11 protein-coding genes are annotated in these 12,879 nt (G+C 74.3%); 6 read left to right on the forward strand and 5 right to left on the reverse strand.

Features of this window, described 5'->3' with window-relative positions:
- Positions 1-28 precede the first annotated feature (28 nt).
- From ACWEFJ_RS12165 to ssd, 4 genes are all read right to left on the reverse strand, one after another.
- On the reverse strand, positions 29-583 hold the full coding sequence (locus ACWEFJ_RS12165; RefSeq protein WP_449713781.1) for a type II secretion system F family protein: 555 nt from the start codon (positions 581-583) through the stop codon (positions 29-31).
- The gene (locus ACWEFJ_RS12170) at positions 580-1,338 is read right to left on the reverse strand and encodes a type II secretion system F family protein (protein ID WP_449713782.1); all 759 of its coding nucleotides are present in this window, start codon (positions 1,336-1,338) and stop codon (positions 580-582) included. The genes ACWEFJ_RS12165 and ACWEFJ_RS12170 overlap by 4 nt, the downstream gene beginning before the upstream one ends.
- The gene (locus ACWEFJ_RS12175) at positions 1,335-2,465 is read right to left on the reverse strand and encodes a TadA family conjugal transfer-associated ATPase (protein WP_378082791.1); all 1,131 of its coding nucleotides are present in this window, start codon (positions 2,463-2,465) and stop codon (positions 1,335-1,337) included. Before ACWEFJ_RS12175 ends, ACWEFJ_RS12170 begins: the two co-directional genes overlap by 4 nt.
- A 682-nt stretch (positions 2,466-3,147) precedes the next feature.
- The gene (ssd, locus tag ACWEFJ_RS12180; protein ID WP_449713783.1) at positions 3,148-4,206 is read right to left on the reverse strand and encodes a septum site-determining protein Ssd; all 1,059 of its coding nucleotides are present in this window, start codon (positions 4,204-4,206) and stop codon (positions 3,148-3,150) included.
- Between the two features lie 472 nt (positions 4,207-4,678).
- On the opposite strand from ssd, the gene ACWEFJ_RS12185 reads away from it, so the two are divergent.
- The 6 genes from ACWEFJ_RS12185 to murQ all read left to right on the forward strand — a co-directional run bounded on the left by ACWEFJ_RS12185 (position 4,679) and on the right by murQ (position 12,668).
- On the forward strand, positions 4,679-5,491 hold the full coding sequence (locus tag ACWEFJ_RS12185) for an HAD-IB family hydrolase (protein ID WP_378082795.1): 813 nt from the start codon (positions 4,679-4,681) through the stop codon (positions 5,489-5,491).
- Positions 5,492-6,078: 587 nt separating this feature from the next.
- Positions 6,079-7,791 carry a glycoside hydrolase family 3 N-terminal domain-containing protein gene (locus tag ACWEFJ_RS12190; protein WP_449713784.1) on the forward strand — a complete coding sequence of 571 codons (1,713 nt, stop codon included), beginning with the start codon at positions 6,079-6,081 and terminating at the stop codon, positions 7,789-7,791.
- Between the two features lie 4 nt (positions 7,792-7,795).
- Positions 7,796-9,043, forward strand: a complete 1,248-nt coding sequence (locus ACWEFJ_RS12195; RefSeq protein WP_449713785.1) for an exo-beta-N-acetylmuramidase NamZ family protein — start codon at positions 7,796-7,798, stop codon at positions 9,041-9,043.
- A gap of 12 nt (positions 9,044-9,055) precedes the next feature.
- Positions 9,056-10,708: a serine hydrolase domain-containing protein gene (locus tag ACWEFJ_RS12200; protein ID WP_449713786.1), complete on the forward strand. Its 1,653-nt coding sequence runs from the start codon at positions 9,056-9,058 to the stop codon at positions 10,706-10,708.
- A gap of 110 nt (positions 10,709-10,818) precedes the next feature.
- On the forward strand, positions 10,819-11,736 hold the full coding sequence (locus tag ACWEFJ_RS12205; RefSeq protein WP_378082802.1) for a MurR/RpiR family transcriptional regulator: 918 nt from the start codon (positions 10,819-10,821) through the stop codon (positions 11,734-11,736).
- On the forward strand, positions 11,733-12,668 hold the full coding sequence (murQ, locus tag ACWEFJ_RS12210) for an N-acetylmuramic acid 6-phosphate etherase (RefSeq protein ID WP_378082805.1): 936 nt from the start codon (positions 11,733-11,735) through the stop codon (positions 12,666-12,668). Before ACWEFJ_RS12205 ends, murQ begins: the two co-directional genes overlap by 4 nt.
- Here murQ and ACWEFJ_RS12215 read toward each other — a convergent pair.
- Positions 12,637-12,870 carry an Lrp/AsnC ligand binding domain-containing protein gene (locus tag ACWEFJ_RS12215; RefSeq protein ID WP_449713836.1) on the reverse strand — a complete coding sequence of 78 codons (234 nt, stop codon included), beginning with the start codon at positions 12,868-12,870 and terminating at the stop codon, positions 12,637-12,639. The two genes, murQ and ACWEFJ_RS12215, sit on opposite strands and share 32 nt — an antisense overlap.
- Positions 12,871-12,879 lie beyond the last annotated feature (9 nt).

The raw sequence follows: 12,879 nt of genomic DNA on the forward strand, positions 1-12,879 counted from the left end.
ACATTCCCTATTCCTCCATTGTGGACATTCACAGGTTGTGGGTCACGCTGCCGACGATCCCGATCACCACCGGCACGACGCCCAGGCACAGGAACGCGGGCAGGAAGCACAGCGCCAGCGGTCCCGCCACGAGCACCGCGGCCCGTTGCGCGCGGGCCTCGGCCTGGTCGGACACCGCCGCCCGCGCCTCCGCCGCCAGGTCCGCCGCCGCCGCGGCCAGGGCCGCGCCCGACCGGGCCGTCCGGCGGGCCGCCCTGGCCAGCGGCGCGGTGTCCGGGTGGGCGAGGGCCCCCGCCCAGGCGTGCACCGGATCCGCCCCGAGGGTGAGCAGCTCGACCACCTCGCGGAGGCGTTCGGCCGGTCCTGGCGGGACGCCGGGCAGGACCGCGCGCACCGCCGCGGCCACCGGCAGACCCGCCCGCAGCGCGGCGGCCAGCAGGTCCCACGCGGCGGCCGCGGCGAACGGGTCCGGTGGTCTGGCCTTCGGCTGTGGTTTGCGCACCCGCACGGGTCTCAGGCGCGACGCGGCCCTCGACGGCGTCGGGAACGTGACGATCGCCAGGGCGAGCAGCACCAGGCTCATGCGATCACCTGCCTGGTCAGCCGACCGCTCCAGCGCAGCCCGGCGCAGATCAGGACCACCCCGACGACCAGCAGCACCTGGCCCGGGGCGGTCCCGACCAGGACCGCCAGCGGGCCCGCGCCGCCCAGTTCCCCGAGCACCACGCCGAACAGCGGCAGCCCGGCCAGCACCGCGGCGCCCGCCCGCGGACCGGCCATGCGGGCGTGGACCTGCCGCGCGAACGCGCCGCGCCGGTCGAGGTCGCGGCGGACCGCGTCCAGCACGTCGGCCAACGGCACGCCGTGCACCGCCGAGAGCCGCCACGCCCGCGCGAGGTGGTGGGCGTCCGGCACGTCGGCGAGCGCCGCTTCCACGTCGCCGCCGCGGGCCGACGTCGCCGCGATCACGTGCAGCACGTCGCTCGCCGGCGGCCGCGCGTCGTGCGCCGCGCCGAGCGCGGCCTTGGCCGGGTGCGCGCCCGCGCGCAACTCCGCGACGAACGCCTTCACCCCGTCGGCGAGCGCGACGGACGCCGCGAGGTGGTCCCGTTGACGCGCCGTCTCCCGCCACGTCCGCCACACCGTCGCCGCCAGCAGGGCACCCGCCACCACCCCACCGACTCCCACCGGCAGCCCGAGGACCGCGCCCGCCAGGACGACGAGCGCCCGGTTCGGCGCCAACCGTCGCCACCGGTGCCCACGGGGCCCGGCGATGCGTCGCCGCGCCCGCCCGGAGGGCAGCACCAGCAGTGCGGCGGCCAGCAACAGGAGGCTCATGACCACCCCACCAGCGACTTGAGCGCCGGGCCGGCCTCCTGCCAACCGCCGTCACGTCGCCAGGCGGGGCGCACGGCCAGGTCGCCGGACCGCCGGTGCAGCACGCCGATCTCGGCGAGGTGCCGGCTCCCGTCTGCGGCGCGGCGCACGTGCACCACGACCTTCACCGCCGCCGCGAGTTGGCTGTGCAGGGCGTGCCGGTCGAGGCCGCCGAGCGCGGCCAGCGCCTCCAACCGGGCCGGGACCTCGGCGGGCGAGTTGGCGTGCAGCGTCCCCGCCCCGCCGTCGTGCCCGGTGTTGAGCGACGACAGCAACTCGCACACCTCCGCGCCCCGGACCTCCCCGACCACGATGCGGTCCGGCCGCATCCGCAACGCCTGCCGGACGAGGTCGCGCAGGGTCACCTCGCCCGCGCCCTCGACGTTCGGGCCGCGGGCCAGCAGCCGCACGACCTGCGGGTGGTCGGGCTGCAACTCGCCCGCGTCCTCCACGCACACCACCCGCTCGTGGTGCGGCACGCAGCCCAACAGGGCCGCGAGGAGCGTCGTCTTGCCCGAGCCCGTGCCGCCGACGACCAGGAACGCCTGGCGGGCCGCCACGATCGCGCGGAGGAGGTCGGCCGCCAGGTCGTCGAACGTGCCGCAGGCCCGCAACGTCGCCAGGTCGTGCACCGCCGGGCGCAGGACGCGCAACGACAGGCAGGTGAACGGCGAGATCGGCGGCAACACCGCGTGCAGCCGCACCGAATGGGGCAGCCACCCGTCGACGTAGGGCGCGGCGTCGTCCAACCGCCGCCCCGCCGCGACCGCGAGCCGTTGCGCGAGCCGGCGCACCGCCGCTTCGTCGGGGAAGGCGACCTCCGTGCGCCGCAACCCGCCCACCCCGTCGACCCACACCTCGTCCGGTCGGGTGACCAGCACGTCGGTCGTGCCGGGATCCCGCAGCAGCGGTTCGAGCGGCCCGGCTCCGACGAACTCCTGCCGCAGCACCGCGAGCGCCCGCCGGACGTCCTCGTCGCCCAGCACCCCGCCGGCCTCGCCGCGCACGGCCGCCGCGACGGCCGCGGGCGTCAACTCGCCGTGCCCACCGGCCAACCGCTGCCGCACCCGCTCAACGAGATCGTTCACGACCGGCCCCCTCCCACAACCCCCGACCGCGCGCGGCCGGCCCCGACTCGACGGCACGGCTGCCGTGCGACAGCGCCGCCGCCAGCTCGCCGAGCACGACCTCGGAGAGCGCCACGGGACGACAGGTCCGGAACACCGGCCGCGGCCGGTACCCGGGATGACGCGCCAGGCCGGGCCCGCGCTCGCAATTCATCACGCCGCCCTCCGATCGGCCGGGAGGAGGTGGAACAGGCAGGAAGGAAGAACCGGCGGTGGTGCCGACGAACCGACAGCCGCCACCGCGCACAGGCGGAGAACCACCGGACAACGGGAAGCGCCGGATTGCCGCCCCAACACGCCGGACTCCGCGCCGGACCGCAAGCCGCCCCACCCGCCGGTTGGCACGGGCGACCGCGGCAGGCGTCGGGAACGGCAGCACCACCGGCACCGCAGCGCGGCTCCGAACACCGCCGCGACCCGGTGACGTGCCGGCCGCGCAAGGCCCCGCCGAGCAAGCACCTTCCTGAGGCACGAGCGCGTGAGGCGGCAGCGCCGGGCGAACACGCCGACGCCACTCGGCGACCGGAGTGTCCGACGAGGAACGACCGACACCCACGAGCCGCCACAGGGCACGGCTTCACCGGCCACCGTGCGCACGGACATCGCAAACGGCGAGGACGGGTCACGGTGTGCCGCAAGGAGTTCAGTGCGCATGGAGTGCCGCCAGGACTTCCCGCGCCGCCTTCGCCAGCGGACCCCGCGTGGCGCGCGGGAACCGGCCGTTGTCCAGCGCCCGCGCCAGCCTCGGTTCGGGGCGCATGGCGGTCAGCAGCGGCACGCCGATCGCCTCCACCACCTGGGCCGTGGTCAGCCCGCCGGGAGCCGGGCCGCGCACCACCGCCTTCAGCCGCACCCCGCGCTCGGCCGTCCGCTCGACCAACGGCTTCGCCGCCATGCACGCCTTCACGTCCGCCGGCACCACGAGCACCGCCAGGTCGCTCCGGTCGAGGGCGGCACAGCCCGCGGCGGTCAGCTGCCGCGGCACGTCGCACACGACCGTGTCCCCGGCCCGCCTGCCCGCCTCGACCACCGCCACCACGGCCTCCGGCTCGGGACCCGGTCCCGTCCGGCCGCAGGACAGCACGGTCAGCGCGCCCCGCCGACCGGAACGACCCGGCAGCGCCGAACGCAGGGCCGAGGCCGGCACCCGGCCCCCGGTCAGCCGCAGCGTGGGCCACCGCAGCCCTTCCTGCCGCTCCGCGCCCAACGTCAGGTCGAGGCCGCCGCCCAACGGGTCGCAGTCCACCAGCAACCCGTGCCCGCCGGCGGCCAGCACGGCCTGCCCCACCGCCACCGCCAGCACCGACGCGCCCGCGCCGCCCCGCGCGCCCAGGACCGCCAGCACCTTCCCCGCGCCCCCGGGCACGCCCTCGGCGGCGTCGGCGAGCACCGCCCGCAACCGGTCGTGGTCGGCGGGCAGCTCCAGCACCTGCTCCGCGCCCAGCGCCAGCGCGCGCCGCCACACCTCCGCGCCCGGCGGCCCGGCGCCGACGACGTGGACACCCGGTCTGCGCGGGAACCCGGCCGCCTCGCAGGCGAGCACCGCGCCCTCGTCCAGCAGCACCGCCGACGCGCTGTGCCACCGACCGCGCAACGCCGTCACGTCGACCACGCGCTCCAGCTCGCAGCCCGCGACCGCCGCCGCGTGCAGCACCTCGTCCACCAGTCCCCCGTCGGCCACCAAGGCCACCGGCCGCCTCATCCCGACCTCCCCTTTTCGCTGTGGGTGTGCGGGTTCCACGGTGGCCGGCGGTGAGGAAGGACACAACGACGCATGATCAACATGTGGACAACCGGACGGCCTGTGGACAACCCGAGGCGTCACGGCGGCGCGCCCGACCGCCGCCACGGGTGGCGCGACGGAAGATCGGGCGGTGATGCAAGGGGAGCCGCGAGCCGGCGGAGGTCCAGCGCGGGACACCCGCGGAACCGACCCCGGACATGGGACGACCCCCGCCAGGGGGGAGGGACGGGGGTCGTCATTGGTTCAGTCCCGGGGGGTCGGACTGAACCCGTCCGGTCGAGCCGGACCCGTCTACTGTATCCCCACGGGACAGGGTCATGCGTGTCTTCCGTTAGAGGGACGCGAAAATTCGACGGACCGCACACCTGATTCGTAAACCGCCGAACCTCTGCCGGCGGCCCGTCGCACCCGCCCCGCCTAAGCTTGACCGGTGACCGAGCACGCCACCGCCGGCAGTCGAGTCGCCGCGTTCTTCGACCTGGACAAGACCGTCATCGCCAAGTCGAGCACGCTGGCGTTCAGCCGGCCGTTCTTCCAAGAGGGCCTGATCAACCGGCGTGCGGTGCTCAAGAGCGCCTACGCGCAGTTCGTCTTCATGCTGGCCGGCGCGGACGCCGACCAGATGGACCGGATGCGCTCGCACATCACCGCGCTCTGCGAGGGGTGGGACGTCGAGCAGGTGCGCTCGATCGTGGAGGAGACGCTCCACGACATCGTCGACCCCCTCGTCTACAAGGAGGCCACGCAGCTCATCAGCGACCACAAGGGCGAGGGCCACGACGTGGTCGTGGTGTCCGCTTCGGGCGAGGAGCTGGTCGCGCCCATCTCCACCATGGTCGGCGCGACGCACAGCGTGGGCACCCGGATGGTCGTCGCCGAGGGGCGCTACTCCGGCGAGGTCGACTTCTACTGCGCGGGCGAGAACAAGGCCATCGCCGTCAAGCAGCTCGCCGAGCAGCACGACTACGACCTGAGCCGGTGCTTCGCCTACTCCGACTCCATCACCGACCTGCCGCTGCTGGAGGCCGTCGGCCACCCCACCGCGGTCAACCCGGACCGCGCGCTGCGCCGGGTCGCCGCCCAACGCGGCTGGCCGGTGCTCACGTTCTCCGACCCGGTGTCGCTGCGCGCCCGCATCCCCCGCCCGTCGGGCGCGGCGGTCGCCGTCACCGCGATCGGGCTGGGCGCGGCGACGGCGGCCGGCGTGGCCTGGTACGGCCTGCGCAGGCGCCGCCGGAGCTGATTCACCCGGAGCCTGCGCCCGGTCGGCGGTACCGGGGTCGCGAACGGCCGGAAACCGCTGCCACGAAAGCCTTTCCGCTACTGAACGTCGCTTGACCGGTGCACCCCATCGAGCCCTTGCTGTGACGGCGGACACCTACTACAAAGGAAGTGCGGACTTCGGGTCGGCCAGGGGCGAAGCGGAGGAGAAGCCTCGTCCACCCCGACAGAGCTCCGCGCGCGGACTTCGAGACACCCACGCGCAGCACGCCGCGGGAGGCTTGTCGTCTAGGGCCTGCGTACCGGGACGCCGGACGCCGAGGCCAGGTCGGTACGACACGAGTTGCACGCTTGGTAACTCGAAAGCCCGCGCTGACGACGGTGGGACCCCTCCACGAGGGGTCCCACCGTCTTTGTGTGCCTGCCTCCTGCCCGAAAGCGCGACTCGCCGAACATGTGCCCGAACGGGTGACTCGCCAAACCTCGGGTTTTGTCGGTGCCCCTCCCCACAATGGCCACGCAGCGCAACCCGTTGACCCACCTCTGTGACGTGGGTAACTTGCCAAACGCACCACGCAGTGGTGGGAGATTCCCAGTGGGGAGGCCGCAGTGCTCCGTCCGCTCGTCGCCGTCGCCGTGGCCGCGGCTTCCGCAGTGACACCACCGGCGCCCGCCGCCCCCGACCAGGCGCGGCACCTCACCGCGCTGGTGCGGGGCATGCCGCTGGAGCAGAAGGTCGGGCAGCTCTTCGTCACCTACGTCCACGGCCAGTCGCCGGACGAGGCGCACCCCGGCAACCTGCGCGACTTCGGCGTGGCCACCCCGGCCGAGGTGGTCGCGAAGTTCCAGCCCGGCGGCGTCATCTACTTCAACAACTCGAGCTACGACAACATCGACACGCCGCGCCAGATCGCCACCCTCTCCAACGGCCTGCAACGGGCGAGCCGCATCCCGCTGGCCATCGCCACCGACCAGGAGATGGGCATCGTCACCCGCATCGGCCCGCCCGCCACCCAGTTCCCCGGCAACATGGCCCTGGGCGCGGGCCGCAGCGCCGCCGACGCCGAGCAGGCCGCCCGCATCACCGCCCGCGAGCTGCGCGCCATGGGCATCACCCAGAACTTCGCGCCGGACGCGGACGTGAACTCCAACCCGGCCAACCCGGTCATCGGGGTGCGCTCCTACTCCGGCGACCCGGCCCTGGCGGCCGAGCTGACCGCCGCGCAGGTGCGCGGCTACCAGGGGCGGGCACTGGCCAAGCACACCGTGAGCGCGACCGCCAAGCACTTCCCCGGCCACGGCGACACCGACCAGGACAGCCACACCACGCTGCCCAAGGTCGACCGCACCGAGGCGGAGTGGAGCGCGGTGGACGCGCCACCGTTCCGCGCGGCCATCGCCGCGGGCGTCGACTCGATCATGACCGCGCACATCCAGATGCCGAGGATCGACCCGTCGGGTGAACCGGCCACGCTGTCCAAGCCCGCCCTCGACCTGCTCCGCCGCACCCTCGGCTACGACGGCGTGGTGATCACCGACTCGCTGGCCATGGCCGGTGTGCGGCAGCTGCACAGCGACGCCGAGATCCCCGTGCTGGCCCTCAAGGCGGGCGTCGACCAGCTGCTGATGCCGGTGGACCTGGGCCTGGCCGTGGACAGCGTCCTGGCGGCCGTGCGCAGCGGCGAGCTGAGCGAGGAGCGCATCGACCGCAGCGTGCTGCGGGTGCTGCGGATGAAGTTCCTGCGCGGCATGCTCACCGGCCCGCTCGTGGACGTGGACAAGGTCGACTCGGCGGTCGGGCCGGCCGAGCACCTCGACGCCGCCCGGCGGATCACCGAGCGGACCGTCACCGCCGTCCGCAACGACGCGGGCGTCCTGCCGCTGCCCGCCAAGCCGACCGCCGCGCTGGTCACGGGCTGGGGCGAGACGACGACCCGCACCCTCGCGGGCCACCTCGGCGGCACCGCGCTGCCCACCGGCGCCACCCCGACCCAGGCCCAGGTCACGGCCGCCGTCCAGGCCGCGGGCGCCGCGGACGTGGTCGTCGTGCTGACCAACGCGCTGTCCCGGCAACCCGCGCAGCAGACCCTGCTGACGAGCCTGCTGGCCACCGGCAAACCGGTCGTCGCGGTCGCCGTGCAGAACCCGTACGACGTGGCCCACACGGCCGCGCCGACCTGGCTGGCCACCTACTCCTACAGCGCGGTGTCGATGGCGGCGCTGGCCCGGGTGATCACCGGCGAGGTCGCGCCGACCGGCCGGCTGCCGGTCGAGGTGCCCGGCCCGACCCCCTACCCCTTCGGCCACGGCATCGGCTGGTGACGACATGGACCGCAGGCACTTCCTCGCCGCCGGCGCGCTCGCCGTGCCCGCGCTCACCGCGCTCGACCCGCCCGGCGCGGCCGAGGTCCCGGACCGCCCCCGGCCCGTGCGGACCGGCGCGGAGCAGCTCGCCCGGGACGGCTGGCGGCGCTTCGCGGGCGACCGGGTCGGCGTGGTCACCAACCCGACCGGCGCGCTGCGCGACCAGACCCACATCGTCGACTCGATGGTGGCCGCCGGGCTGCGACCGCTGGCCGCGTTCGGCCCCGAGCACGGCTTCCGCGGCACGGCGCAGGCGGGCGGCTCGGAGGGCGACTACCTCGACCCGCGCACCGGCATCCCGGTCTACGACACCTACGGCGCGAGCGTCGAGAAGATCGCCGGGATGATCGCCAAGTCGGGCGTCGACACGCTCGTGTTCGACATCGCCGACATCGGCGCGCGCTTCTACACCTACATCTGGACCATGTACGCGGTCATGCAGGCCGCCGCGAAGACCGGCACGCGGTTCGTCGTGCTCGACCGGCCCAACCCGGTCGGCGGCACGGCCCGCGGCCCGCAGCTCGACCCCGCGTACGCGACGTTCGTCGGCCGCAAGCCGATCGCGCAGCAGCACGGCATGACGATCGGCGAGCTGGCGCGCCTGTTCGACGGCGAGTTCCTGCCGACCGACGGCGGCCGGCTCGCGAGCCTCGACGTGGTCGACGTGCAGGGCTGGAAGCGGGACGACCTGCACTCCGGCCTGCCGTGGATCCCGCCCAGCCCGAACGTGCCCACGCACGACACCGCGCTGGTCTACCCCGGCACGTGCCTGTTCGAGGGGCTCGTGTTCTCCGAGGGTCGCGGCACCACCCGCCCGTTCGAGACGATCGGCGCGCCGGGCCTGGACTGGCGGTGGGCCGAGGACCTCAACGCGCTGGGGCTGCCCGGCGTGCTGTTCCGCGAGACCTACTTCACGCCCACGTTCAACAAGTTCGCCAACAAGCTGTGCGGCGGGGTGGCCCTGCACCTCACCGACCCGCACCGCTTCGACGCGCCCCGCACGGCGGTCGCGATGATCGTCACCGCGAAGGCCCGCTACCCCGACGTCTTCGCGTGGCGGCCGGACCACTACATCGACAAGCTCAGCGGCTCCGACCGCCTGCGCCGCATGGTCGACGCGGGCGCGGGCACCGACGAGGTGGTCGGCGCCTGGTCCGACGAGCTGGCCGCGTTCGACCGCACCCGCCGGCCGTACCTGCGCTACCGGTAGAGGGAGACAGCGATGCGCACCCCCGCCCTGCTGATCGCGACCGCCGTGCTCACCGCCGCCGCCCTGCCGGCGCACGCCGAGGGCCGCGAGGCCCGCTTCGACCAGCCGCACGAGGGCTGGTCGAGCAGCGTGCTGCGAACGGGTACCCCGCAGCGCGTGGGACTCGACCCGGCTCCGCTGGACGCCGCGCTGGCGCAGATCGAGCGCTACACCGCGCCCGACGCGACGGGCCACCCGCTGTTCGCGGGCGCCGTCACGCTGTTCGCCCACGACGGCGTCGTGGTCACGCACGAGCCGACGGGCTGGGCGGTCCGCTACGGGGACGCCGCCGGCACCGAACTGCCCGAGGACCAGCGGGTGCCGATGACCCGCGACACGATCTTCGACCTGGCGTCGATCTCCAAGCTGTTCACCTCGATCGTGGTGATGCGCCAGCACGAGCTGGGCCGGTTCGGGCTGGACGACCCGGTCGCCCGGCACCTGCCGGAGTTCGGCGTCAACGGCAAGGAGTCGATCACCGTCCGGCAGCTGCTCACCCACACGTCCGGCCTGGTCGCGTGGCTGCCGCTGTGGTCGCAGTACCCGGACGTCCCCTCCCGGCTCAAGGCCGTGATGGACACCAGGCCGAGCAGTCCGCCCGGCGCCACGTACCTGTACTCGGACCTCAACCTGATCACCCTCGGGCTGCTGGCCGAGAAGTGGTCGGGCAAGCCGCTGGACGAGCTGGTCCGCGACGACATCACGCGCCCGCTGGGCCTGGTGGACACCGGCTACAACCCGCCGGCCGCCAAGCTCGACCGGATCGCGGCGACCGAGTACCAGGCGGGCCGGGGCATCATCCGCGGCAGCGTGCACGACGAGAACGCCTGGTCGCTGGGCGGCGTCGCGGGCCACGCGGGCGTGTTCTCCACCGCGCGCGACCTCGCCGTGCTGGGCCAGGCCATCCTCAACGGCGGCGCGCACGCGGGCGCCCGGATCCTGCGCGAGGAGACGGTGGAGCTGATGCTCACCGACTTCAACCAGGGCTTCCCCGGCAACTCCCACGGCCTGGGCTTCGAGCTGGACCAGCGCTGGTACATGGGCGCGCTGACGTCGCCGAGGGCCGCCGGGCACACCGGCTACACGGGCACCACGCTGGTGCTGGACCCCCTGTCGCGGTCGATCGCGATCCTGCTGACCAACCGGGTGCACCCGAGCCGCAACTGGGGCTCGATCAACCCGGCCCGCCGCGTGGCCGCCAACGGCCTGGCGCAAGCGCTTGCGGTCCGGCCCCGGCACGGCGACGCGTGGACGCCCGAGGTCAACGGCGGCACGTTGACCACGCGCGACCTCCCGCGCCGCGGCGAGCGGCAGAGGTTGTCGTTCCGGGCGTTCGTCGACCTCGACCCCGGCGACCGGGTGGTGGTCGAGGCCACCGCCGACGGGTCCGCCTGGCGCGAGGTCGGGGCGCTGACCGGGTACGGGGACCGGCGTTGGCGGAACGTGGACATCGAGACGGAGTCGGCGGCGCGGTTCCGCTGGCGCTTCGTCCGGGGCACGGGTTACGGCGGTCGCGGCGTGTACGTGGACGCCGTGCGGGTGAGCGACCACCGGGGCGTCGCGCTCGACGCCGAGCGCGAACCGGAGGGCTTGCGACCCGAAGGGTGGCGGACCGCGGACCGTTAGTGACAACGGGGGCCGCCGGACCCCGCCAAGCGGGGACATTGGGTCACGGTTGGGGTGAGTTACACCCACCCTGCGTTGACCTTGGTTTTGGCGGTTAGTAAGTTTCCCACGTGTCCACCGAGAGCACCGCCGATTCCAGCCCCCTGGTCAAGATCCGTTCGCTGCTGCCGGGCCTGGCCCGCGCCGAGCAGCGGGTCGCCAAGGTCGTGCTGGACAACCCGGCGACCGTCGCGCACCGCAGCATCACCGAGGTCGCCGAGGCCGCGGGCACCAGCGAGACCACGGTGACCCGGTTCTGCAAGGCGATCGGCGTCGGGGGCTACCCGGAGCTGCGCATAGCGCTGGCCGCCGACACGGCCCGCACGTCCATGCGCACCGACCGCGACCTGGGCGGCGACATCGGCCCCGGCGACGACCTGCGGCAGGTCGTGGGCAAGGTGGCGTTCGCGGACGCGCGGGCGGTCGAGGAGACCGCCGAGCAGCTGAACGTGGAGACGCTGGAAGCGGTGGTCGAGGCGGTCGCGGGCGCGGGCCGGGTGGACGTCTACGGGTTCGGGGCGAGCGCGTTCGTCGCGTTCGACCTCCAGCAGAAGCTGCACCGGATCGGGCGCACCTGCTTCGCCTGGAACGACACGCACATCGCGCTCACCTCGGCCGCCGTGCTGACCGGCGCGGACGTCGCGGTCGGCATCTCGCACACCGGGTCCACCGCGGAGACCGTCGAGGCGCTGCGGGTCGCCAAGGACCACGGCGCGACCACGGTGGCGCTCACGAACTTCCCCCGGTCGCCGATCAGCGAGGTGGCCGACCACGTGCTCACCACGGCGGCGCGCGAGACGACGTTCCGCTCCGGCGCGATGGCCAGCCGGATCGCGCAGCTCACCGTGATCGACTGCCTGTTCATCGGGGTCGCCCAGCGGCACGTGGACAGCGCCAAGACGGCCCTGGAGGCGACGTACGACGCGGTGTCGGGGCACCGCCTCGGCGCCCGGCCGGACGGCAGGCGACGCCGGGAGTCCGGTAAATGACGCCGCCGCGGCACGACGTCGCGGTCCGCGTGGACTCGCCCACCGAGGCGCGCAACCCGCGGACGGCGGACATCGACCGGCTCCCCACGCTGGACGTCCTCCGCCTGATCAACTCCGAGGACCGCCTGGTCCCCGACGCGGTGGCCGCCGTGCTGCCCGAGCTGGCGCGGGCCGCGGACCTGGCCGTCGGCGCGCTGAACGCTGGCGGTCGCGTGCACTACGTCGGCGCGGGCACGTCGGGCCGGTTGGCCACGCTCGACGCGGCCGAGCTGGTGCCGACGTTCAACGCCCCGCCGGACTGGTTCCTGGCCCACCACGCGGGCGGCCGGGACGCCCTGGTGAACGCGGTCGAGGACGTCGAGGACCAGGCGTCCGACGGCGCCGCCGAGATCCGCAGGCACGCGGCCGCGGGAGACCTGGTGGTCGGCGTCACGGCGTCCGGCCGCACGCCGTTCGTGGTGGCCGCGCTGGAGGAAGCGCGCGCCCTGGGCGCGCACACCGTGCTGGTGTCCAACAACCCGACCGCGCCCGCGCCGGTCGAGGTGGACGTGCTGATCGCGGTCGACACCGGCCCGGAGGCGATCGCGGGGTCCACCCGGATGAAGGCGGGCACCTCGCAGAAGCTGGTGCTGACGTCGTTCTCGACCGCCGTGATGGTCCGGCTCGGCCGCACCTACTCGAACCTGATGGTGTCGATGCGCGCCACCAACGCCAAGCTGCGCGGCCGCACGGTGCGCATCCTGCGCGAGGCGACGGGCCTGGGCGAGAAGGAGTGCACGTCCGCGCTGGCCGACTCGGGCGGCGACCTCAAGGTGGCCCTGGTGCACCTGCTGGCCGGCGTGCCCGCGGCACGCGCCGCCGAGGCGTTGGAACGCACGCAGGGGCACGTCCGGCTGGCGCTCAGCCAGCTCGCACCGGGCGCCACGGGATAGGCGTCGACAGCACCATCGCGCTGGACGTCTCGCCGTAGCCGCCCAGCCGCACCAGCAGCCGCTCCAGCTCGCTGATCGACGTGGTCACGACCTTGACCACCGAGCAGATGTCGCCGGTCAGCCGCACCACCTCCACCACCTCGGGGCAGTCGTCGAGCAGCTCGGGGTGCACCGTGATGCACCGCGGCCCGTAGCACTTCATCCGCACCAG

The organism is Actinosynnema sp. NPDC004786, from assembly GCF_053601135.1.

Bases quoted from the DNA above. Each gene is read 5' to 3' on its own strand.
- ACWEFJ_RS12165 (WP_449713781.1), bottom strand. From the start codon at position 583: ATGAGCCTGGTGCTGCTCGCCCTGGCGATCGTCACGTTCCCGACGCCG.
- ACWEFJ_RS12170 (WP_449713782.1), bottom strand. From the start codon at position 1,338: ATGAGCCTCCTGTTGCTGGCCGCCGCACTGCTGGTGCTGCCCTCCGGG.
- ssd (WP_449713783.1), bottom strand. From the start codon at position 4,206: ATGAGGCGGCCGGTGGCCTTGGTGGCCGACGGGGGACTGGTGGACGAG.
- ACWEFJ_RS12195 (WP_449713785.1), top strand. From the start codon at position 7,796: ATGGACCGCAGGCACTTCCTCGCCGCCGGCGCGCTCGCCGTGCCCGCG.
- ACWEFJ_RS12200 (WP_449713786.1), top strand. From the start codon at position 9,056: ATGCGCACCCCCGCCCTGCTGATCGCGACCGCCGTGCTCACCGCCGCC.
- murQ (WP_378082805.1), top strand. From the start codon at position 11,733: ATGACGCCGCCGCGGCACGACGTCGCGGTCCGCGTGGACTCGCCCACC.
- ACWEFJ_RS12215 (WP_449713836.1), bottom strand. From the start codon at position 12,870: ATGAAGTGCTACGGGCCGCGGTGCATCACGGTGCACCCCGAGCTGCTC.